This window comes from Winogradskyella sp. (assembly GCF_028282165.1).
Lineage (GTDB): Bacteria > Bacteroidota > Bacteroidia > Flavobacteriales > Flavobacteriaceae > Winogradskyella.
This window is the reverse complement of record NZ_JANQIM010000037.1, coordinates 75,187-98,316: the sequence shown is the minus strand read 5'-3', so window position 1 is coordinate 98,316 and position 23,130 is coordinate 75,187. Positions and strand designations below refer to the sequence as shown.

Sequence of the window (23,130 nt, the reverse complement as noted above, 5' to 3'; positions counted from 1 at the left end):
ATAATTGATATCTTCATGGTTAAAAAGACAGCTATATACTTTTGTGATTCCAATTTCCGAAGCTTGCTTTGTCCTAGAAATATAATTTAGTTCTGATAGCTGTTCGTCTCTTTTACGAATGATATTAAAATTTGAGGTGACATATTCACAAATATTGTTGATAATCTGTGCTTGGGTATCGGCAGGCTTTCCTTTTGCAAATTTTTGGTAATCCTTGATCAAGCTGCTATATTTTTTTGGTTTTATATCAATATAATTATCGATTAAGTTAGTTTCTAACCTGTCCCACATTTCAGAAGTAGATCCAAAACCACCAGCTGCGACTTGGTAAAACATCTTCATTCGGTTTGCTGTTGGGCTAGCAGACATCTCATCGGTCATAGCATCGATGTTGGTAATTGTAGCCGTTAAGGCCTCTTTGTTGCCTTCAACAGTCTTTGTTACCATTTTTGGGAAACCATTGTACTCTTTTACGCGGTAACTTAAAACACGTGGCTTTCTTAAAATGACTTCAGCCTCTTTAACCTCATAATTTTTTTGTACTACAACAGAACCTATACTCCTTATATGTTTTTCAAGCGTGTAAATAAATTCTAGTTGCGAGTCTTTTGTAACCCCTTCAATCGCAAATATTTTAAAATTCCCGTAGTTCTTTACATTTTCTAGTTCTTTAATGTTGTTTTTATTAAGCACCTTTACTCGGCCATCTTTTTGAGTAACCCTGGCTTTGATATCGATTACCTTTTTAACATTGCGCATTGGAATATAAACCCTATTGTGCGTTTTTATACCTTTATCTGTATTTACTCTTATGATACTATGAATGGTCTCATAAAGTTTGAATTTTGATGATATGGCTATGGCAGGTTGGTAATATTGAATAAGATATTTTTCTTTTATAGCTATTGATGGCAATTGTTGTTCAGTCTCTGAAAGCTCATAAAACTCCTGATTTTTTTTCCAATCGTGCTTTTTGTAGAGCTGAGCTGATGCTGTATAACTTAATAGCAGAACTAGGATTGTATTAAAAAAATATTTCATAGTTATTGTTTTTCAAGTATTATAGAGTGTTTACTCACTTTATTGAGGCCTTTGATAAACTTATTCCATTTATCCATTTTGACCACACTAACTTTTAAGGTATTTACCATTATCTGCTTGTTTATGACAATAGTATTTTGACCTGATAGTGCATACGTGATCTTAAAATTAAATTGAGGATTTTCAAACGTAACATCTTTAGGTAAACTATTGATTTTTAGGTTTTCTGGAATTTTTATTGTGGTAATGAAATTCTTTTGAAATTTATGTTCAATCTTTTTATCAAACTTCTTTTTCTCTGCTTTAACCACTTCCGATTTTAGGTTGTAATCTAGGTGGGGTTTTAAATAGATCAAATTATCAATCTCTTTTACGTAATCGTAAGTTTTAGAATTAAAAGCAATTTGAAGGGTATCGTTAATCAACTTAAGGTTTTGGTATGCAATTTCAGAGATTTTAGTTCTCTTTTTTCCAAATTTTAAGGCAGATTGTAAAAAGTCTAAGTCATCGTCATCTTTACGTTGGAGTTTATGTAACATATTTAGTTTTTCAAACCCTGTGAATTCTGCTTCATGATATCCTAAAAGTGCCTTATCCTCTATCTGTAAGTTGGAATGTATAGTAGTAACATTCTTTTCTGGGTCTATTTCTGGAACTTTAATGATTTTATATTCACTATCTGAGATGCCAATTAACGCCTCTTTGCCTTGAATGAAGGGCGATGGATAGCCAAATCCGAGGTACTTAGCCGTAGCATCTAAAAATAGATATTCATCGTTAAGCTTTACTGTGGTAATCATATGATTATCTACCATAGGAGTAGGTAATTCACTATAGGTAAAAGGTCTATTTCTTGTGCCGATCCATGTTAAGTACGAAGTAATGCCTGCATACTTTAGCATTTCATTTAAAATATTAGCCATATCCTTACAATCGCCATATTTATTGGTGTAAATATTTTTGGCATCTCTGGGGATAAACCCATTAAGGCCATCTTCAAAGGCGATGTAATTAATTTCATTTTGTATGAAATAGTAAATGGCCTTAATTTTTTCTTCATCGGACTTTAGACCTTTGATTAAGCGATGGGTCAATGTCTCTAGTTCTGTTTGGTCGGTTTTATTAATATCCTTTATTAATGAATTGTACCATAAATAGAGATCTTTAGGATTTGATAAAACGGATTTCTCTTTCCCTTTATAGTTATACGACTCTATGCGTATAAACACTTGGGGTAAATAGTATATTGGATTAAAATCATAATTTCTGTTAATCTTCGGAACAGATCTCAATATCCATTTATAAGTGGTGTGTTTGTCAGTCTTTGACGTTTTAAAATCTACATCAACACTGTCTAAATTGAATGTAGAATATGCTACTTTTACCGTATTTGGAAAACTTACACTAAGCTCTACAGATTTGATGGGAAAAGATTTACCAATAACAAATGATGGTAAAAAATGTGGGTCTTTTATTTTTTTCTTGTATTCTAGAAAAGTTGTGGATCCCTTAGTTACATTAGGAAATGAAAAACTCTTCTTTTTTCTGTCATTGAAAAAGATACCTCTAATTAAAACATCTTTGTCTTCAAATTCCTTTACAAATTGCTTAGTTGTTTTTCCATTTGCGATGGAACTTGTGTATGCATTTACTTGTTCGATAGATTCAAAAGAATCGTAATCAATGCTTTCGTTTGCATACGATAATCTATTGCTAGTAAGATAAAAATCCTTTTTTGTAAATGTTTCTGTAATGTTGAGCTTCCCACGAGATTCAGTAATGTCTAAATGTCTGGTTAAAGCCAAGGTTACTACATCATCCTTAGGGTACTCTAACTTTAAGGAATTTAAAGTTTGGGCTATATTAGCTTGTATTATGAATACTGATAAATAGGCAAAAACAAGTCTCAATAAAGTAGGTTTTTAAATAATGGTAAATGTAAAAAAATCTTACAATCACATGATGCTTTTGATCTAAATTTTGACAAAAATGACATTAAAACTATTAAGTGTTGTAAAAATCTTTATAGTTAGGCTTAAGCGGTATATGTCACTCACAACTAAACTTTTTTGTGGGTTATAGTTTTAGAAAGTTTAGTATAATTAAGAGCTACTAAAGTGAAGCTAGATTAAGACGATCAATTTGCTCTTTTTTGATGTTTATAGAATAAGTAGGATGCAACTAAACCAACAAATGCAAACAAGCCCATAACTCCGAAGGCATGCTGCAAACCTAACGCGCCTTCATTTGCGTCTAAAAAGTAACCCATCAATAAACCTGCAAAAATATCAGGAGTATAACCGACTACTGAAATAAAGCCAACAACAGTTCCTGTTATGGCAATTGGTATTTTGACTTCTTCAAGTGTGGCAAAATACAATACCCTTGCGGAATACACACCAAGTGCCATAGTTCCGATCGAAAAGGTAAAGAACAGTGTTTTGGAGTCATCAATAATTCCTAGGTAAAAAATGAGGCTTGTTAAAGTCATTAATAAAAAACCGATAATAATCCACAGTGAAGCCCGAGTTCTATCAGCAAGCAGACCGATAACAACACCAATTATAGGTCTCATGTACAACAGGTAAGTTCCGATTTTGGCAGCTTCGATTTTATTGTATAGCATCACTTCTTCAGCATATTGACTAAAAAGGTCAGTCATTTTGTAGCCATAATAGGCGCAAAGAATAATAATCATAATCAGCCAAACCGCACGATATTCAATAACATTTCTAAAATTGTTCAGAGTCAATAATTTAACAGGCTTTTGAGAAGAATCTGTTGTTGATTTCTCAAATCTTAAAAAGAAATACACAATAATACCAATAACCAGAACCGCCAAAGATGAGTAGCGGATCACTTCCTTGAAGGCTATTTGACGCTCTACTCGAGACGTTAATTCAATATCTTTTGTTATGAATAATGAAAATATAATGACACCTGCAGACCCAAAAAGAGCAGCCACCAAACCACGCCCGCCGTCTAAAAAACCAAAAGCAATACCTTGTTTATCAGACCCTCCCCAAATTCGGGTGGCCTTTATCATAGCTGCCCAAAACAGGAAAATGGTTGTAAATCCCCAAAAACCATATAGTAAGTGCAGATTAATAAGAGAAGGGTAGGTAGATAAGTAAAATCCACCCATCGCTGTCAGAATTAATGCAGAAGACATTAATACATTAGACTTAAAACGATCAGCTAATGGTCCGCCAAACAAATAGGATACCAAGGCCACAATGCCATAGACAGAAAAACAACTTCCTAATTGAGTTTGGGAAATAGAAAACGATTCTAAAAAGGTCGTTCTAAAAATACGCTGTAAAACAAAAGGCAAAATAAAAATAGCCTCAGCTGCCAAAATCAATAATAATATGACATACAAAGGCTGTTTCTTATTTTCTTTATGCAGCATTAAACCTGTAAAACACCTAAATTAAAAGGTTTTTCAATAGGAGCATGATTTGCAGCCTCAATGCCCATACTTATCCAAGTTCTGGTATCTAGAGGATCAATTATGGCATCTGTCCAAAGTCTTGCGGCTGCATAATATGGCGATACTTGGTTGTCATATCGCGATTTTATTTTATTAAATAAAGCTTCTTCTTTTTCTTTTGTAATGGTTTCGCCTTTCTTTTTTAGGGAAGCTGTTTCAATTTGCAATAAAACCTTTGCTGCGGATTTACCACTCATCACGGCCAACTCAGCACTTGGCCAAGCCACAATCAATCTTGGGTCGTAAGCCTTGCCGCACATGGCATAGTTTCCTGCACCATAACTGTTGCCAATAACAATAGTGAATTTTGGTACAACAGAATTACTAACAGCGTTTACCATTTTGGCACCATCTTTAATAATACCACCATGTTCGGATTTACTGCCCACCATAAAACCAGTAACATCCTGTAAAAATACCAGTGGAATTTTCTTCTGGTTACAATTGGCTATAAAACGTGTAGCCTTGTCTGCCGAATCATTATAAATAACACCACCAAACTGCATTTCGCTAGGTTTGGTTTTGGCGCCTTTGGTTTTTACTATTTGTCTTTGGTTAGCCACAATACCAACGGCCCAACCATCAATGCGAGCATATCCGGTAATAATAGTTTGTCCATAACCAGCTTTATATTCTTCAAATTCTGAGTTATCGACCAATCGCTTAATGATCTCATTCATATCGTATTGATCGGCTCGACTATTGGGTAAGATACCGTAGATGTCTTCTTGATTTTCTTTGGGCTTAACCGCTTTTATTCGGTTAAAACCAGCTTTTTCAAAATCACCAATTTTGTCCACGATATTCTTAATGGTATCCAAAGCATCTTTGTCGTACTTTGCTTTGTAATCCGTAACTCCTGAGATTTCGCAATGCGTAGTAGCACCACCAAGCGTTTCGTTGTCTATGGTTTCGCCAATCGCTGCTTTAACCAAATAGCTTCCTGCTAAAAATATGCTCCCAGTTTTATCGACAATAAGAGCTTCATCACTCATAATAGGTAAGTAAGCACCACCAGCAACACAGCTACCCATAACAGCCGCGATTTGGGTAATTCCCATACTGCTCATCACGGCATTATTTCTAAATATGCGACCAAAATGCTCTTTATCTGGAAAGATTTCATCCTGCATCGGTAAAAATACACCTGCACTATCAACAAGGTAGATAATAGGTAATCGATTTTCGATGGCTATTTCCTGAGCTCTAAGATTCTTTTTCCCGGTAATTGGAAACCAGGCACCAGCTTTTACGGTGGCGTCATTTGCAACAACCATACATTGTTTTCCTTTTATATAGCCTATTTTCACAACGACGCCACCAGACGGGCAGCCACCATAATCCTTGTACATGTCTTCGCCAGCAAAAGCTCCAATTTCAATAGATTTCGATTTGGGGTCCAGTAGATAATCAATACGCTCTCTGGCTGTCATTTTTCCTTTACTATGATGCTTTTCTATGCTTTTTTCTCCGCCACCAAGCCTAACTTTAGCCAATCGTTTTTTTAAATCTGAAAGTAATAGTTTATTGTGATCTTCGTTTTTATTGAATTTAATATCCATCAATACATTTTTATTTGCTACGAATTTACAAAACAATACCTTTAATTGTTGAAGCTATTTTCTAAATGAAACGTTAAAAATATATAACACGGAAATATATTCCTTGGAAAATAAAATTAAATATCATAGTTTTGTACTGAGAACAAAAAGAAATCCAAAAAATGAAGAAAATTATAGCATTAGCTGGAAGCAACAGCAGTACATCAATAAACAAGCAATTGGCTACTTATGCGGCAAGTCTAGTAAATAACGTGCAGGTTAAGGTTTTAGACTTGAATGACTTTGAGATGTCTATTTATAGCTCGGATAGGGAAAAGGAATCTGGTCATCCAAAAGAGGCAGTTGCTTTTGTAGACGAAATACGACAAGCAGACGGTATTGTAATTTCTTTAGCCGAACACAACGGTGCTTATTCTGGTGCTTTCAAAAATATATTCGATTGGGCAACAAGAGTAGAGCAGAAAACCTTTTTAGGAAAATCCATGTTGCTCATGGCGACCTCTCCTGGAGGCAGAGGAGGAGCTTCTGTTTTAGAGATGGCATCTAATCGTTTTCCAAGACACAATGCTAACATAGTCGGTAAGTTTTCATTGCCATCATTCCATAGTAATTTTACAGATGGAAAGATTATCAATGAAGAATTGAACAATGAATTATTGGAAGAAGTCAAACAATTTGAAGAAAGTTTATAGTTATGAATATTCAACAGATAGAAAATGAAAAGAAAGGTGAATTCTACTATGAGGTAGATGGTAACCAACTAGGTATAATGACCTATACTTATGCTGGAGCAGACAAAATCATTATTGACCACACTGAAGTCGATGAGTCTTTAAAAGGTCAAGGTGTTGGTTATGAGTTGGTTGAAGCTGCAGTCAACTTTGCTAGAGAAAATAACTTAAAAGTTATGCCACTTTGCCCTTTCGCAAATGCAGTATTTAAGAAGAGAACAGAATACAAAGACGTACTTTTCTAGAATAAGATTGAATAGAATACTGTGACTAAAAACTCAGTACAAATGCATATGGGAGACTTAGCAAAGGATATTAATTCAAAGTTCGAGAATAATAGAGTAAAAGCCTTGCTCAATATTATTTACACAGCTAATTGGATTAATAGTTGCCAAAATGAATTCTTTAAGGATTATGGTATTTCACCGCAGCAATACAATATTCTCAGAATTTTAAAAGGTGCAGGCGAACCCTTAAAAGTTCAAACGATAAAGGACCGAATGTTAGAGCGCTCACCTAATGCAACACGACTTATGGATAAACTTTGTGCCAAAAACTATATTGAACGCTTACCATCCGAACACGATAGACGTGTGGTGAAAATAGTAATTACTGAAGAAGGCAAAAAGCTATTAAGATCAATCCCCAAAAATTTAAATAAAGAGCTGCTTAAGAATTTAAACGAAGAAGAAGCAGAACAATTAAGTAATCTCTTAGACAAAATGCGATAGTGCAATTTTTTTAACCAAATATTTTCCATGGAAAATATAAAATAAAAGATTAAACATGAAAACAAACACCATAAAACAAATAGGACGTAGTGATTTTGTAAATATGGGGCCAATACGACTGCGTCAACCGCTACCAACACAACAAATAGAAATGATAGACCCATTTATATTGCTACATCATTATGGGCCTTATACTATAAGCCCAGAAAGTAATCCTTTTGATCTAGGGCCACACCCGCACAGAGGGTTCGAACCTATAACCTTTTTGGTACAAGGAGAGCAATTGCATCGCGATTCGCTTGGTCAAGAAAGTATAGTGAAAGCTGGCGACGTACAGTGGACAACCGCTGGGCGAGGGATTATCCACGCCGAGGGGCCAACCAAGGAGTTTGTAAGTAAAGGAGGTACTATTGAGGGTATTCAGTTATGGTTGAATTTACCTGCTGAGAAGAAAATGATACAGCCTAATTATCAGCATGCTAAAAGCGAAGAGTTTGAAGTGGTTAATTCGGCAGATCATAAGGTGAAAACTAAAATCGTAGCAGGTTTCTTAAATGAAAAACAAGGCAAGATTGTTACCCAAACTTCGGTCAATGCATTTATGATTGAAGCTAAAGAAGGTGGAGGAGAAACCATAAGTTTCCCGAGTTCACAACAGGGTATGTTGTACTTGCTGAAAGGAAAAGTAAAAGTGAACGATGAAACAACACTTCAGTTAAATGAGAACCAGTTGATTTATTTTAATCAGGATGGTGATGGCTTTACAATCGAAGCCGAAAGCGACAGTTTACTATTATTTCTGTCCGGAGAACCATTTAATGAAGAGGTGGCCACTTATGGGCCATATGTAATGAATACACAAACGGAGTTACTCGAAGCTATGCGCGATTACCAGATGGGTAAAATGGGATTTCTTCCTGTAAGTTAAAAACAAATAAATACTATAATAACATAGTTGCTATTTTGTTAATTATCGAAGTCCCGATGAATTAGAGTATTTCTCAATGAATTGTAATAGCAAGTATCCTATTTTCAAGGATACTTGCTATTTAGTTATTCGATGGTTACTATGGGTTGATCTTTTTGAGGGTTTTTAGAAAGTCTGTTGTAATATGCATACACATTTCCTAAATATTCACTTTCAGAATTAATATTTAAGTATAAGAGTCCATACGCAGTTGCCATGCAATAATCATTTTTACCGTTTAAACGAAAAATAGGATTCGATTTTAAAAATCCATCGTTCTGTGATGTTAAAAAACCACCTTCAGAATCCAAGGATAATTCACCATTATAGGTCTCCTTTTCTTCACCATTGAATGTTACTTTAACAGGAATTCTATCTAATTTAATTTGGTCTCTATTGATTGTTTCATTTAAAAAGATATTTGCAAATATATGCGCTGTTTCTTCAATTAGTAATTGACAACTGGCATTTATCATTATAGAGATACTCAAATTGTGTTCAGGGTAGTACGAGATAACGGTTCTTGCTCCAAGCCAGTTTCCGGCATGTTCAATGACCTTATTTTCAAACGGGTCAATTGATTTGCGCCAAGCAATACCGACATTAATGAGTTCTCCATTATTTAGTTTATGACTTCTGAACATCTCATTTACAACTTCTTTTGATATTAAATTATTTGTGTAAGCACTCATCATTTTTACCAAATCACTTGGGGTACTTCTAAATCCAGCACCAGGTATTTTATAACTTCCATTAGTTAACTTTTCTGATTTCAACTTTTTGTTTTTGATATAATAAAGCTTGGCATCCACAGACGTAAGCGTATTAATATTTTCAGCATAGGTTTGTGTCATATGCAATGGTTTGAAAATTTTCTTCTCTAGATAATCCATATAATCCATGCCTGAAGCACCTTCAATTACTGCGGCCAATAAGTTGAAAGCATATGTTGAGTAACTATAATTTGTGTCTGGAGTGAATAATAAGGGCTTTTTCATTAACTGTACAGTCGTTTTTATTGAATTATAATGCTTCTTTTTATAATTATTGCCTTTAGGTCTATGCTCTAAACCAGAGGTATGAGCGGCTAACTGCCTTGAAGTTAAGTTTTCATATGTCTTATCGATGTATGGAATGTAGGTTTTTATTGGTTCATCTAAATCTAATTTACCATCTGTTAATAAATGACCAATAGCAGTAGCAGTGATAACTTTAGCTACCGAAGCCGTGCGTAATTGTGTGGCTGGAGACATTTTAATATTCTCTTCAATATTTGCATAGCCAAAACCTTTGGCATATATAAGCTTTTCATCTTTGCTTACGGCAATGGAAATTCCTGGGATATGAGATTGTTTTATTAAAGCATTTGCAAGTTTCTCAACGGATTGGGCTACGTCATCAGAAACTAGGATGGTTTCATTTTGAGCGTCTAGTGTTATACCTATTAATAGAATATAGAAGAATAAAATATATGGTTTAGAATTAATCATAATTTGAAATTTTAATTTGTGGCACCTTTACTTATTAAAAAATCAACTACTTCAGTATGATTTTCTCTTTTTGCCATTTTTAAAGGACTTCTTTTTTCTGAACGCAAGGAAAATTTATCACGAACTGATTTATTGACATCAGCACCTTTTTCTACTAAATATTTTACTATATCTAGATGCCCGCTCCAAGCAGCTCTTATTAAAGGTGTTTCGTCACCCGGGACAAATGCATTAACATTTGCTCCAGATTCCACTAAAAATTTCACGATTTCTATATGTCCGTTTTTAGCTGCCATTATAAGAGGATTTCCATCTCCGTCACTTGCTTTATTTACGTCAGCACCTAATTTTACAATGGCTTTTACCATAACCAGATTTCCTTTATTCGTGGCTCTAATTAGTGCTGTACCATCCCCTAAAGTTTTTTTATTGATGTCACCTGAGTAAGTAATCAATAGCTTTAATATATCGATATTATCGCTTTCGCTTGCTAATAAAATGGCATTGCCATCTCCAATAACTCCTTGATTTGGGTTTGCTCCCTTCTTAAGCAGTAGACGGACTATTTCAATATTTCCACCTTTTACAGCAGACATTAATGGCGTTCCATCTCCTGTGATTTTTGCGTTGATATTTGCTCCGCTTTCAATTAAATACTTTGAGAATTCGTAATGACCGTTTTTACAGGATATCATCAAAGCTGTGGCATCATAGTCATATCTGTATGAAGTTTTTGCCCCATTTTCAATTAGCAACTTCCCAATTGAAAAATTTCCATTTCTGGCCGCCATTCCTAAGGGCGTCCTCGGCTGAATATCACTTTCGTAATAACAGTTTGGATTGATGCTTTGCAATAAAGATTCTACCTTCTCTTGGTTATTAGCTTTAACTGCAAGAAGAAGTTCTTTACATGGTTGAGCATTACTGGAAATAGCACTTAAAAATGCTATAAAAAATAGGTTTCTAATTTGTGTCATAATATTCGTTTTTGATTTAAGTTCAAAGAAACTAATACCATGAATTCATTTTTTTAAAAATCGACGAAACATGGATTTCTAAGCATATAAACAGTATATCGAGTCATTTTTTGTGTTGGTCATGAGAAATCATTAATCTGTCATTTGAAGTCTTGATTTGGTAGACTTTGATCATAAAAAAGGCACAAATAATTATCTTTAACTTGTGAAAAAAATTGTTCGGTCAATTGATACTATTTTTAAAAACAGAGTAGTTACGCATGTTCTGTTTTGGCTATCCTTCATTACCTTATTTACTATATCGGCGACATTGAACACAGGTGAACTAAAGTATAATATGTATAGCTATATAGCTTTGTTACCTTCTCAGATTATAGCTGCTTATTTATTGAATTATTTTCAAATACCGAGGCTTCTTTTTAAGAAGAAGTTTATTGGGTTTGCTATTTCAATAGTACTTAGTATATATCTACTTTCAGCATTTGGCAGATGGTCTATTGTCTATTTGGCTGAACCATTTATACGGAGTGATTTCACCCAAGAGTCAATAGTAGAAATCTTGTCTGACACGGCTTATCTTTTTTCTATCTATTTTCCGTCAGTATATATTTATGCATTTATAATGCTAATTATTAAAGTTTTAAAACGAAGATTTGATGAGAAGCAGCGCATAGAAATTTTAGAAAAGGAAAAAGTAGTTAATGAGCTTAAATTTTTAAAAGCTCAAATTCAGCCACATTTCTTATTTAATACTCTAAATAATTTATATGCCTTAACACTTTTAAAGTCTGATTTAGCACCTAAAGTAGTTTTAAAGCTATCTGAGTTACTAGACTTTATTTTATACCAAAGTGACCAGACATCTATACCTTTGATTCAAGAAATTGAGTTGATCAATGGTTTCATTGAATTAGAAGCACTGAGGTATGGGGATACATTAGATATAGTATTTGATCATAACTTAGATGATGGTAAAGCACAAATTGCACCATTACTATTATTGCCTTTGGTAGAGAATGCATTTAAGCATGGGGTTAGCAGCGATCCTATACATACTAGGATTTTAATAGACTTGTCTGTTAGTAAAAGACTTTTAAGATTTAGTGTTTTTAATAGTAAATTGAAAAATTTACTGAAACAAAAAGATTATAACAAATCGGGAATTGGGAATATAAACCTAAGAAGACAATTAGAGATTTATTATCCTAACAAACACAACATTGAGGTCAAAGAGACTTCAGACAGTTACTTTATTGAATTGAATTTAGATTTGAATTAAAATGACCATAAGATGTATCGCAATAGATGATGAACCTTTAGCTTTAGAAGTTATTAAGTCACATATGGATCAGATTCCGGATTTGGAGTTAGTGGCGAGTTTAAATAATCCTATTAATGCCGTTGAAATTTTAAATTCTAATCCTATTGATCTTATTTTCTTAGATATTGAAATGCCTATTTTATCAGGTATAGAATTTATAAAAACATTAAAAAGCCCACCTAAAGTCATTTTAACTACTGCTTATCGCAATTATGCTATCGAAAGTTATGAGCTAGATGTGGTAGATTATTTGTTAAAACCAATTTCGTTTAAGCGTTTTTTTAAAGCAATAACCAAGTATAAAAGCCTATCCGCAGTAAGAGATCCTTTAATTCAAAATAAAACCACAGAAGATTCACTAGACCATTTATATGTTAATTCTAATAAAAAACATATTAAAATATCTTTTTCTGAAATACTATATATAGAAAGTATTAAAGATTATATTAGAATCATCTTAGAAAACTCTAACGTTGTAACAAAGGAAACGATTTCTAATTTTGAAACTAAACTTCCAAAGCAATTTGTAAGAGTTCATCGCTCATACATTGTTAATATTTCTAAAGTTACAGCATTTACCAAAATTGATGTGGAGATAGGGGCAATAGAAATACCAATAGGAGCTATTTACAAGAATAGCGTTTTTGATATTTTAAAGTAAACAAGAGTCACTTGCCAATAACCAATTTGAAGTAGGAGGGACATTGTCTTTTGGAAGGTGAAAAAAATCAACTTTATTTCACGATATTTGTGATCCAACTAACTATCTAAATTAAAATTTTAAGATTATGGCGATGAATAAAAATACCGTACTTGCTTGGGCTACGGTACTAATGATAATCATGGGTGTTTTATTGATTCTCATGGGTGCTTACCGATACGATGATGTTGCAGGTTGGGGATTTGCAACCGTAGGTATTGGTTTTTTTGCAATAGCTTGGGTGTTTAATGCTTTAAAAGGACGTGTTTAGATGTTTAGAGTCAAAGGTTTATAGTCCATGGCGCGTATTGAAAAGTTTGAGGACTTGGAAGTTTGGCAGAGAGCTAGGAAGATTTGTCAGTTTGTCGATACCCTTATTAATTCTACTCAAATTATAAATAACTCTAGGCTAAGAAATCAGATGGAAGGAAGTTCTGGTTCGATTATGGATAACATAGCAGAAGGTTTTGATAGAGATGGAACGAAAGAATTCCATAACTTCCTGAGTTACTCCAAAGGATCTGCCAGCGAGTTAAAGTCTATTAGATAAAGGCTATATAAGTCAAACTGATTTTGAAAAACTATCCGAAATGTGTGAAACGGTTAAAAATAAAATTGGCGCATTAATGTACTATTTAAGAAACTCAAAAATAAAAGGACAAAAATTTAAAAAAAGCAATAATTAACTATAAACAATATACAATAAACTAACACATAATGAGCGACGATAAAAAAGTCATTTTTTCAATGTCTGGTGTCACCAAGACATTTCAATCGGCTAATACACCAGTACTCAAAAATATTTATCTCAGTTTTTTCTATGGTGCTAAAATAGGTATCCTAGGTCTTAATGGTTCAGGGAAATCGACCTTACTAAAAATTATCGCGGGTGTCGATAAGAATTATCAAGGCGATGTGGTGTTTTCTCAGGATTATTCGGTGGGCTACTTAGAGCAAGAACCGCAATTGGATGACGAAAAAACCGTAATGGATATAGTAAAGGAAGGTGCGGCAGAAACCGTAGCTATTCTGGACGAGTATAATAGCATAAATGAACAGTTTGGTCTTGAGGAAGTCTACAGTGATCCAGATAAAATGGAAAAGCTGATGAATCGCCAGGCCGAACTTCAAGATCAAATCGATGCTACAAATGCATGGGAACTTGATACGAAACTTGAAATCGCCATGGATGCCCTGAGAACCCCTGATGGTGATAAGAAAATTAGTGTGCTTTCTGGTGGGGAGCGACGTCGAGTGGCCTTATGCCGTTTGTTGCTGCAAGAACCAGATGTGTTATTATTAGATGAGCCCACTAACCATTTAGATGCGGAATCTGTTCATTGGCTCGAGCACCATTTGGCGCAGTATAAAGGTACTGTTATAGCAGTGACTCACGATAGATACTTTTTAGATAACGTTGCAGGTTGGATTTTAGAACTCGATAGAGGAGAAGGTATACCTTGGAAAGGAAACTATTCCTCCTGGTTAGACCAAAAGTCTAAACGGCTAGCACAAGAAAGTAAGTCAGCCTCTAAGCGCCAAAAAACACTTGAGCGCGAGCTCGAATGGGTGAGGCAAGGCGCTAAAGGTCGTCAAACCAAGCAAAAAGCACGTTTGAAGAATTACGACAAGCTGATGAATCAAGATCAAAAGCAGCTCGATGAAAAACTAGAAATCTACATACCAAATGGGCCACGTTTGGGAACAAATGTTATAGAAGCTATTGGTGTTGCCAAGGGTTATGACGATAAATTATTATATGACGATTTAAATTTTAATTTGCCACAGGCAGGTATTGTTGGCGTTATTGGACCAAATGGTGCAGGTAAGACTACTATTTTTAGAATGATAATGGGAGAAGAAGCTCCAGATAAGGGCGAGTTTAAAGTTGGTGAAACAGCTAAGATTGCTTACGTAGATCAAAAGCATGCAAACATAGATCCCGAGAAGACAATTTGGCAAAACTTTAGTGATGAACAAGAGTTGATAATGATGGGTGGAAGACAGGTAAATTCAAGAGCTTATTTAAGCCGATTTAATTTTTCTGGAAGTGAGCAAAATAAAACAGTAAAACTACTATCTGGAGGAGAAAGAAATCGCTTGCATTTGGCTATGACCCTTAAAGAAGAAGGCAATGTGTTACTTTTAGATGAGCCCACCAATGATTTAGATGTCAATACATTAAGAGCTTTAGAAGAAGGTTTGGAGAACTTTGCAGGCTGCGCTGTAGTGATTAGTCACGATCGATGGTTCTTAGATAGAATTTGTACACATATCCTAGCTTTTGAAGGTAATTCTCAAGTCTATTTCTTTGAAGGCGGCTTTAGCGATTATGAAGAGAACAAGAAGAAGCGACTTGGTAGTGACATTATGCCTAAGCGTATCAAGTATAAAAAGCTAGTCAGATAATGATTTGGCATTATTAAAAAAAAAGGCTAGCAAACGCTAGCCTTTTTTTTTAATATTTTTTATTGCTAATTATCACCATAAAGATGTCCACTTGTAAAATCTTTATAGGTATCGTCAACATCTTTAAAGGCATTGGTTTCCATCAATTTCTTGTTTTCCGCTTTTAACTTATACATCTTTATAATCGCAATAATTATGAATACAAGGAAAATAGATGCAACGGCTATCAATATCATAGTTAGTTGTGTGGTAGTCACTATTAAAGCCTTGGAAAGCAGTTTATTAAGCATATTAAATACGGTTAGATTTGGGTTCTATGGTGCTAATATAGAAAAAAAACCAAAGCCAAATACTTTATTTTGAATAATTTACCTTTTTCTTTTGAACAATTTTATCGTTAAAACGGATAAAAAATACGACGAAACGCAGTGTTTTCGGCTAAAAGGTCAATTTAGCTAAGTTGTTAACAACTTAAAAATTTAACATTTATAATGCTATCATATCAACCCAAAGCGATCTTTTCAAGAAAATTGTCAACTTTTGCACAGTACAAAATCATTGGTGTGTGATAATTAGGAAAGATTATTTCATTTTCTAAATGAATAAGGCTAATACTTATGGGGAAAAGACTAGTTTTTCGTGAAGAGGTTAGCCAATAAACAACATTTAAAATGGTGTAACAATTTTATGACTAATGCTACATATAATTTGATGGTAAAGTTTTTATAGTCTTAAAAAAATTGCCGAAATTGCTTATCCTAAAAATTGTTCAACTAAATAACACGATATAACATGTCTGATGATTTTGATTTATTAGAGACTAACTCGCAAGAAAAAACTGAAAAAGTAGAAGTCAATTGGGGAAAAGCCATAGACCAAATGAAGTCTAAATTGGCTCAGGAGGATGATCCAGAAAGTCGTCAGAAAATCTTAAATGCCACCTTAGACAATGTTGTTGATATGGCCGAAAAAGATCGGACAACACTTCTCGATGCTATTAAGGATTTAACAGATTATCAGGACGAGGTAGGGATTATGTTCGAAGGTTTTTCTGCACTAAATGCCGCAGAGCAAAAAATCATTGACGATGCCGTTAGACGTTTAGAACGAGCCAAAGTTGAGCTAGAAGATGCAAAAGCCAAACCAGATACTTGGTGGAATAATCTATGGGGACGTAAAAGCAAGATAAAGAAAGCAGAAGACGAATTAGCTGCTGCCCAAAAACAACGTGATGGTGCCGATAATAGAGCGAAAGCTATGTTTCAGCAGCGAATTGAAACGGCAGATGTACAAACCTTGCTAAATGAGTTATCATTTAAGAGCCAAGCAGCAATTAAACGTTTAAAGGATAGAGAGCTTGAAATTAAGGAAGTAGAGGAGAGTTTAAAAGTAGCTATCGTTGAAGCTAGTAACAATCATACCAAAGCACTCCAGAAGAAAGAAGAGGTTGAAGCTAGGCTCGAAGAGCAATATGCACTTTTAAAACAAGCAAGACAGGCCTTAGAAGAAGTCGCCGATAAACAATCGCCCGAATATTCAGAGGCTTTAGAGAAAGTTACACAACTCGAGCAAAAAGTAGAAGAGTTAGAAGGTCTCAAAAATGCTTACACAACTTTAGCAGCTTCTAAGGATAGTTTTGTTCACAAGCATAACTTAACCATTAAGGTATTGACCTCTTTGAGAAGTAATTTGCAGACACATCGTGCTAAACTTAAATCCGATACCGATGAGCGTTTAAAATATTACGATGGCTATGTTGTGGCCTTAAAAGCACGCACAGACCAGGAGTTTGCGGCTATTTTAGAACATTTAGGAGTGAAAACCGATGAACATATTGGTGAAACATTGGCTGCAATGCATACCGCTAGTGCAAAGGCACGTCAAGAAATGATGGATAATATTCCAGTACATGAGAAGGTGATGCAAGGCATTTACGGTAGTTATGCCGAAGCACTTAAGGATATTAGATCTAAGGATGCCGAAATTCAGAAGAACTTTGCTGATCGCTACGGTATTGATATGAAAGAGATTTTTACCGAATACTATAATGCCGATCCAAACGCACCAAGTGATGGTGGAGGAGAGCCAGAAGGTGAGCCAAAACCAGAGGTCAATGAGGACGATTTACTGTCGTAAATCAAAGCAATGAGTAAACAGTATCCCGTCAAAGTAACGATGTAACTCATCCTGTGACTGCAAACTGCGAACTAAACCATGATTGTAACACCACTAGATTCAGCAACTTTAGATTCTAAAGAGCAATATGTATTCTATCACAAAATGATAGATTTTACGCTCAAAGAACTCATAACTGCTGTTCAAGCCAAACAAATACTAAATCAGCAAGAGGTTTTGTTGTTTAAGCAATACACAGATTTACTATTGTATTCAATTGAGGCTATGCGAGTTAAGTATATGTACGATGATGATGAGAATATGAAGGTGGATCTAACAGATTCTAGTTTTCCAAATTATCTAGAGTTCCGTTACTTGTTCAATGATTTAGAACTTAGGGAAGAGTTTCTCAGTAGACTGACAGATATTGATGTTCTAAAAGAAGAATTCTTGGATACCTTAATGCGAAAAAAACAGCCTATTTCTAAACGAAAGTTATTCCAGGCGGCTTCGATAGTGTATTATACATCTGCAAGGAAGGAATATATTTTCAATCGTTTCGTGCAAGGCAAGATTATTGATGCACCCAAGGGTTCACCTGCTGCGCATTTAGTGAGTTGGAGCTTTTACGACGTCACACACAACAGACCATTTATTTGTTACATGTATTTTAACTATGATGGAAAAGATGTACAAGGCTATAAGGACGAGATTTACAGTGTTTTAAAGAACACATCGGATCGTGAAATGGCTTTAGATACCATGGCTTATGCCATTGATAAGCGATTACCCAAGGTATTGCCAAAGTTGATAAGGCGCATAGACCTGGGACCAATTCATAATGTATTTGCAAAGGATGAAAACGAAGTCACCCATGCCATATTAGATGGTATATCAAAGAAGACCATACCGCTTGAGTCTTTTGTAGTATCCTTTAAGGTAGACGAACTCAGTTCGCAAAGCCAATTTAAGGAAGGGAGTTTTTTTAGCAAGCAAGTCTTTCAAAAATGGGGGAATACGTTTAGACAACGCTATGTATTTGCACCACATAGAATTATACAGTTATTGTACAATAAAACACCAGAGATTATGAACAACCTGGCTATTCCACCAGTTGAATTAGCGGATTTGAAAATTGAAAAGTAAGTATATGAGTATGCAGTTTCAGTTGGCAGTATGCAGTAAGAGAATTGAGCAATATGTCATTTAAAACATTATTAGCATATCAAAAAGGTTTCAATCTAGCAATGGATATTTTTCATTTGACTAAACAGTTTCCGAAATCTGAAATGTTTGGATTAACATCGCAAATGGTTAGATCGAGTCGGTCTGTATGTTCGAATATTGCAGAGGGCTACAGAAAACGACAATATGAGAAACATTTTAAAAGCAAAATGTCTGATGCTGATAGTGAAAACTCAGAGACTCAATTGTGGCTGGACTTTGCATTAGCTTGCGAATATATTTCTGAAAAAGATAAGAATGAATTGCATTTAAAAAGCGAAGAAATAGGCAAACTCATCCACTACATGATGAATAACCCTGATAAATTTAAATAATAAAAGTGACTGTAGACTGGGCACTGCGAACTGAAGACTAAACAGATGGAACACAACTCAACCTTTCCTATAAAACAAAATGAACTCGATATGCTTCGTGATGAAGCGACATCTTACCTAAAGTCCATTCAATGGGAGCAAAGTCAACGGGCTAAGAATAGGGATAATGACGGTAAGGATGAGTCGATTCTTTTATATCTGTCCAGAGCCAATAATGGCAGTAGTGTTGCTGTGACCTCCGTTTCAAAAACCATTTTAGCCTTAAAGAAACGCTTGTTACCAGAATCGGTGGCAATTCCTATACATCTCAACCATGCTTTGTTTGGTGTACAAGAAGGTATTACACTTGGCTTATGGATTAAGGATAGTTATTATGATGCTTCGGGATTATCCACCTTGTACGAAAATAGATCAGCTCTAGACAATGCAGGAAAACGAGAATATGAAAGCAAAATGCAAACCGCCACGGCCTTTATGTTGTTTGCTACAGCCTATAAAATTTTGCATGATCTAAAACCCCATGCTTCAGACGACTTATCGGTAATGAAACAGAAGTTTGCCGGTATTCCAGAGGTCTCTTTAATTTCACCACTTAAAGGAATCTCTTGTCAATTGTTTTATTATGACAAGTATTTAGGGCATCCGGATATTATAAAGACAGATCAAGATGTTATTGACTTTACGGTTGTATATTTTGAAGCTTTAATTGACGAAATTCAGTTACGTAAAAGTACGCTAGAGTACACTGAAACCATTGTAGATAGAGCTTATAAACTAGAGAATTCCGATTTTGCGGTTGATGGGTGGAATAATGTCTTTCAAGGTACAGCGGTCAGTGTAGAATTCAATAAAGTACAGTTTGAGCAAATTGTCGGAAATAAAGATGCAAAGCACTTTGCTAGACGTTTAACGGAGCGTCTTTTGAGCTATGATTTTGAAGCCAAAAAGAATCCTTTCCAAGAGTTGGGCGGTTTTATGCCTGTGTTTATGGGCTATGGCATTCCAGGTACAGGGAAAAGTATGTTGATTGCCGCCATAGCTACACGACTGAAGGAACATAGTGAGAATTTAGAAATTCCATTTTTGTTTCATCCCATGCCAGATACAATTGTAAGTACTTTTCAAGGCGGCTCAGCAGAGAAGATGGTAGAGTGGATGAAACCCTTACAGGATCCAACACGCTTAATTTTTGCCCCTATTGATGATGCGGAAAATAATTTGCAAGAGCGAACGACACAAGGCGTCTCGGCAGGTGTGAAAGAAGTTATCGGTGTCTTTTTAAGATATACCGAAGGTGCATACGCTGTTAACTATGGTAATAGCTCCGTCGGTTTGTTCACCAATTTGCCCGAAATGTTAGATAAAGCCGTGATTTCGCGTGTACAAGGTCGTTTTAAAATAGATGGCGCACGCAATGAAAAGGATTTTGTAGACCAAGATTACCTATGGTGGCGAAAGCTGGAGGATACCATGCCCAATTTTATTAACATGGATAATCCTGAAGATTACAACTTTTTGGATGCCCAAAAAGTGGCGAAGAACCTTGGTGAAATCTTAGAAAAAATAGATAAGCCTACCGAAGAACGTGTGCTTGATACTTTTGAAAAGGTTGCTAAGAAATATGATGACGATGACCATATGTTCTATGCGCATTTATATACTGAGATTCAAAAGATATTTCCATTCTTTTCATCACGCGATGTAAGGAATATTCAAAAAGCGGTGTCCTTACGATTAACGGATTTTGATTTAGAACCCGATTGGTTCGAAAATCCTGAAATTTATTTCAAAAAAGATTACGATACCAAATTTGGTATGCTACAAGAATTGATGCGTACCAATATGAAAGGGCTTGACTTTAGTGACATAAGACGACAAGAAGTGGTGCGCTATTTAGATAATGTGGCTACTATTGCAGATACGGACTTTAAACGTAAAGTCGATGCAAGAATTGACCAACTAAATATTGAAACGGAAGCTAGAGCGCGTTTTGAAAAGCTGGATTAATCGCATGAAAAATATAAAAAACATAGAACACATCAACCTCTCCCACGATTGGGCGAAGTTGGATCGTATTGAGTACGATTTTCAATTTAAAAATGGTGAATGGAAACGCCTAAAACGTGAAACCTATAATCGCGGCAATGGCGCTGCTATTTTATTATATAACAAGAATAAAGGCACCGTTGTTTTAACTAAACAATTCCGAATGCCAATTTATGAGAACAACCCCAAGGATAGTATGTCCATTGAAGTCTGTGCTGGTGCTATCGACGGCAACGATTCGCCCCTTCAAACCATTATAAGGGAAACTGAGGAAGAAGTAGGCTATAAGATTGAAGAAGCCAAGCAAGTGTTAACAGCTTACACCTCGCCAGGTGCGTTGACTGAAAAGATGTATTTGTTTGTTGCAGAATATAATGACCAGATGAAAACAAATGATGGTGGTGGTTTAGAAAGTGAGCATGAAGAAATAGAACTATTGGAACTGCCATTTCAAAAAGCAATAGAAATGATAGAAAATGAAGAAATCATCGATGCAAAAACGATTATGCTGATTCAATATGCTCAGATACATCAATTAGTTTAAGTATGTCATTCCTGCGAAAGCAGGAATCTCAAGATAAAGATTACCGCTTTCGCGGCAATAAAATGGACAAATTAAAACAAGCAAATCTATATAGAAGTGAACTTATTCCCGTAAGCGGAAAGTTGGTGGAGCGTTACAATAAGTGCTTGAAAACTCTAGGATTTAAAGCAACAAAGCTCAAATCTTTTTCTATTGATGGTGTGGGTTGGAGTCCTGAGGTTGCAGAAGAAAAAAATGATGTTCATTATTTAAATCATGGTGATGCTAATCCACATGGCATCATTATCTCACCATTGCAAAAAGGAAAACCCGTTTATTTACCGTTTCATTCCTTCGATAGGGAAATGATGCTACATATCTTCAGAACACACGGAAGCAAAATAAATGATATTACGAGAGATTCTGCTATTTGTATTGATTTTGACCAGGATATTGACGTGTTTTATGAGCCCTTGGATGTTTTAAAATATGAAGATGTAAGTATTACTTTTAGACTAATAGATAATCTCGAAGAAAAGCAAAAAGAACAACTAAAACTCGTCGATAAGTTTAAAACAGAAAATAATTTTATTGATGAACAAATACATAAAGAGTTGTTGGATTCTGCAAAGACTTATGGCGATTTGCGCAATAGGGATTTAAACCTCGGTCCGTTGCATTTTTCTACTGATTCCTTTTATACGAGGGCCTTTGGTGGTGTTTACTTATTGAGGGACTTCATTAAGCCCATTTTGGTTTTTGAAAGTGATAAGGTCTATAAAGAAGCCATTAAAGATACCATTCATGATGTTCTGATATACCACATAAACCAACCAGAACTGGTCGATAAATTAAAGAGCCATATCATTATCGAATGTGATTTGGAGTATATGGTAACAACACCCAATTACGATCGCATTAAAAAATTTGAACTATACCAATTGCTTAAAGATGCAGAGCATCCGATAAAAGAAATCCTTGATAGCAAGTCCTTGTTTAGGAGTTATCTCAACAAAATAGATATCAAATCCCGAAAACAAATAATGGGAGCTGAGCTTTACCTTGAGAGGCTTGAGCGCAGTAATGCCTATAAAATTGAGGATATGGTAGATCAAGCCATATATTTTGCTTTGCATCAGCCACATTCATCACTGTCAACGAAGCATCGTGATTTAATACATAAACTGTTAGTTAACATTTCGCCCAAGGATGTTTTGTTTTTGTATTGGTACGATAAAGAACAGTTTTACAAGAGTTATGAGACATGGAATGATTCATTTAAGGATTGGGTGATAGAAACGATTAGTAGTAACATATAGTTAGAAGTTAGGAGTTTGGAGTACAAAATAATAATGCGCGTGTCATTGCAAGGACGTTTGGGACGAAGCAATCTTTTGAGTTTGGCATTTGGGTTTTTGGTTTTGGGTATTTGGAGTCGGAAGTGAGAAGTGAGAAGTTTGGAGTT

The 23,130-nt window shown here is 35.1% G+C and carries 22 protein-coding genes; 15 read left to right on the top strand and 7 right to left on the bottom strand.

Annotated features, from left to right (window positions below; genetic code table 11):
- The 4 genes from Q0972_RS15340 to Q0972_RS15325 form a co-directional block, all read right to left on the bottom strand.
- Positions 1 to 1,041 (bottom strand): DUF3857 domain-containing protein (locus Q0972_RS15340; RefSeq protein ID WP_299367290.1); only part of this gene is annotated, 1,041 nt, incomplete at its 3' end.
- Between the two features lie 2 nt (positions 1,042 to 1,043).
- Positions 1,044 to 2,951 carry a DUF3857 domain-containing protein gene (locus Q0972_RS15335; protein ID WP_299367287.1) on the bottom strand — a complete coding sequence of 636 codons (1,908 nt, stop codon included), beginning with the start codon at positions 2,949 to 2,951 and terminating at the stop codon, positions 1,044 to 1,046.
- 227 nt (positions 2,952 to 3,178) lie between these two features.
- A complete protein-coding gene (locus Q0972_RS15330) occupies positions 3,179 to 4,453 on the bottom strand; it encodes a nitrate/nitrite transporter (protein ID WP_299367285.1) in 1,275 nt (424 codons plus the stop codon).
- Entirely contained in the window at positions 4,453 to 6,096 is a 1,644-nt protein-coding gene (locus tag Q0972_RS15325) for an acyl-CoA carboxylase subunit beta (RefSeq protein WP_299367282.1), read from the bottom strand. Before Q0972_RS15325 ends, Q0972_RS15330 begins: the two co-directional genes overlap by 1 nt.
- Before the next feature lie 161 nt (positions 6,097 to 6,257).
- Between Q0972_RS15325 and Q0972_RS15320 the strand changes: the two genes are divergently transcribed.
- The 4 genes from Q0972_RS15320 to Q0972_RS15305 are packed head-to-tail and all read left to right on the top strand — an operon-like array spanning position 6,258 to position 8,486.
- Entirely contained in the window at positions 6,258 to 6,788 is a 531-nt protein-coding gene (locus Q0972_RS15320; protein ID WP_299367280.1) for an NADPH-dependent FMN reductase, read from the top strand.
- A 2-nt stretch (positions 6,789 to 6,790) separates the two neighbouring features.
- Positions 6,791 to 7,072 carry a GNAT family N-acetyltransferase gene (locus tag Q0972_RS15315; RefSeq protein ID WP_299367277.1) on the top strand — a complete coding sequence of 94 codons (282 nt, stop codon included), beginning with the start codon at positions 6,791 to 6,793 and terminating at the stop codon, positions 7,070 to 7,072.
- Positions 7,073 to 7,120: 48 nt separating this feature from the next.
- A complete protein-coding gene (locus Q0972_RS15310) occupies positions 7,121 to 7,558 on the top strand; it encodes a MarR family winged helix-turn-helix transcriptional regulator (protein WP_299367275.1) in 438 nt (145 codons plus the stop codon).
- Positions 7,559 to 7,613: 55 nt separating this feature from the next.
- Positions 7,614 to 8,486 (top strand): pirin family protein, encoded by an 873-nt coding sequence (locus Q0972_RS15305; protein WP_299367272.1) that lies wholly within the window; start codon positions 7,614 to 7,616, stop codon positions 8,484 to 8,486.
- 125 nt (positions 8,487 to 8,611) lie between these two features.
- Here Q0972_RS15305 and Q0972_RS15300 read toward each other — a convergent pair whose 3' ends face one another.
- Together Q0972_RS15300 and Q0972_RS15295 are read right to left on the bottom strand one after the other, a co-directional pair.
- The gene (locus Q0972_RS15300; RefSeq protein ID WP_299367269.1) at positions 8,612 to 10,015 is read right to left on the bottom strand and encodes a serine hydrolase; all 1,404 of its coding nucleotides are present in this window, start codon (positions 10,013 to 10,015) and stop codon (positions 8,612 to 8,614) included.
- A gap of 11 nt (positions 10,016 to 10,026) precedes the next feature.
- Positions 10,027 to 10,992 (bottom strand): ankyrin repeat domain-containing protein, encoded by a 966-nt coding sequence (locus Q0972_RS15295; RefSeq protein WP_299367267.1) that lies wholly within the window; start codon positions 10,990 to 10,992, stop codon positions 10,027 to 10,029.
- Positions 10,993 to 11,197: 205 nt separating this feature from the next.
- Here Q0972_RS15295 and Q0972_RS15290 point away from each other — a divergent pair, with 205 nt between their 5' ends.
- The 5 genes from Q0972_RS15290 to ettA all read left to right on the top strand — a co-directional run bounded on the left by Q0972_RS15290 (position 11,198) and on the right by ettA (position 15,422).
- Positions 11,198 to 12,271, top strand: coding sequence for a sensor histidine kinase (locus Q0972_RS15290; RefSeq protein ID WP_299367264.1), 1,074 nt, complete (start codon positions 11,198 to 11,200; stop codon positions 12,269 to 12,271).
- Position 12,272: 1 nt separating this feature from the next.
- Positions 12,273 to 12,974 carry a LytTR family DNA-binding domain-containing protein gene (locus Q0972_RS15285; RefSeq protein ID WP_299367262.1) on the top strand — a complete coding sequence of 234 codons (702 nt, stop codon included), beginning with the start codon at positions 12,273 to 12,275 and terminating at the stop codon, positions 12,972 to 12,974.
- A 127-nt stretch (positions 12,975 to 13,101) separates the two neighbouring features.
- The gene (locus Q0972_RS15280; protein ID WP_111683044.1) at positions 13,102 to 13,284 is read left to right on the top strand and encodes a CAL67264 family membrane protein; all 183 of its coding nucleotides are present in this window, start codon (positions 13,102 to 13,104) and stop codon (positions 13,282 to 13,284) included.
- A gap of 27 nt (positions 13,285 to 13,311) precedes the next feature.
- The gene (locus Q0972_RS15275; protein WP_299367258.1) at positions 13,312 to 13,563 is read left to right on the top strand and encodes a four helix bundle protein; all 252 of its coding nucleotides are present in this window, start codon (positions 13,312 to 13,314) and stop codon (positions 13,561 to 13,563) included.
- 167 nt (positions 13,564 to 13,730) lie between these two features.
- A complete protein-coding gene (gene ettA / locus Q0972_RS15270) occupies positions 13,731 to 15,422 on the top strand; it encodes an energy-dependent translational throttle protein EttA (RefSeq protein ID WP_299367255.1) in 1,692 nt (563 codons plus the stop codon).
- A gap of 65 nt (positions 15,423 to 15,487) precedes the next feature.
- On the opposite strand, the gene Q0972_RS15265 is transcribed toward ettA, so the two are convergent.
- Positions 15,488 to 15,712: a hypothetical protein gene (locus Q0972_RS15265; protein ID WP_299367252.1), complete on the bottom strand. Its 225-nt coding sequence runs from the start codon at positions 15,710 to 15,712 to the stop codon at positions 15,488 to 15,490.
- A gap of 502 nt (positions 15,713 to 16,214) precedes the next feature.
- On the opposite strand from Q0972_RS15265, the gene Q0972_RS15260 reads away from it, so the two are divergent.
- The 6 genes from Q0972_RS15260 to Q0972_RS15235 all read left to right on the top strand — a co-directional run bounded on the left by Q0972_RS15260 (position 16,215) and on the right by Q0972_RS15235 (position 22,984).
- Positions 16,215 to 17,558, top strand: a complete 1,344-nt coding sequence (locus tag Q0972_RS15260) for a microtubule-binding protein (RefSeq protein WP_299367250.1) — start codon at positions 16,215 to 16,217, stop codon at positions 17,556 to 17,558.
- Positions 17,559 to 17,636: 78 nt separating this feature from the next.
- Positions 17,637 to 18,683, top strand: a complete 1,047-nt coding sequence (locus Q0972_RS15255; protein WP_299367247.1) for a hypothetical protein — start codon at positions 17,637 to 17,639, stop codon at positions 18,681 to 18,683.
- 53 nt (positions 18,684 to 18,736) lie between these two features.
- Positions 18,737 to 19,096 (top strand): four helix bundle protein, encoded by a 360-nt coding sequence (locus Q0972_RS15250; RefSeq protein ID WP_299367244.1) that lies wholly within the window; start codon positions 18,737 to 18,739, stop codon positions 19,094 to 19,096.
- A 45-nt stretch (positions 19,097 to 19,141) separates the two neighbouring features.
- Positions 19,142 to 21,103 carry an AAA family ATPase gene (locus Q0972_RS15245; RefSeq protein WP_299367241.1) on the top strand — a complete coding sequence of 654 codons (1,962 nt, stop codon included), beginning with the start codon at positions 19,142 to 19,144 and terminating at the stop codon, positions 21,101 to 21,103.
- A 4-nt stretch (positions 21,104 to 21,107) separates the two neighbouring features.
- Positions 21,108 to 21,686: an NUDIX domain-containing protein gene (locus tag Q0972_RS15240; protein WP_299367238.1), complete on the top strand. Its 579-nt coding sequence runs from the start codon at positions 21,108 to 21,110 to the stop codon at positions 21,684 to 21,686.
- 2 nt (positions 21,687 to 21,688) lie between these two features.
- Positions 21,689 to 22,984, top strand: a complete 1,296-nt coding sequence (locus Q0972_RS15235) for a DUF6638 family protein (protein ID WP_299367236.1) — start codon at positions 21,689 to 21,691, stop codon at positions 22,982 to 22,984.
- Positions 22,985 to 23,130: the final 146 nt, after the last annotated feature.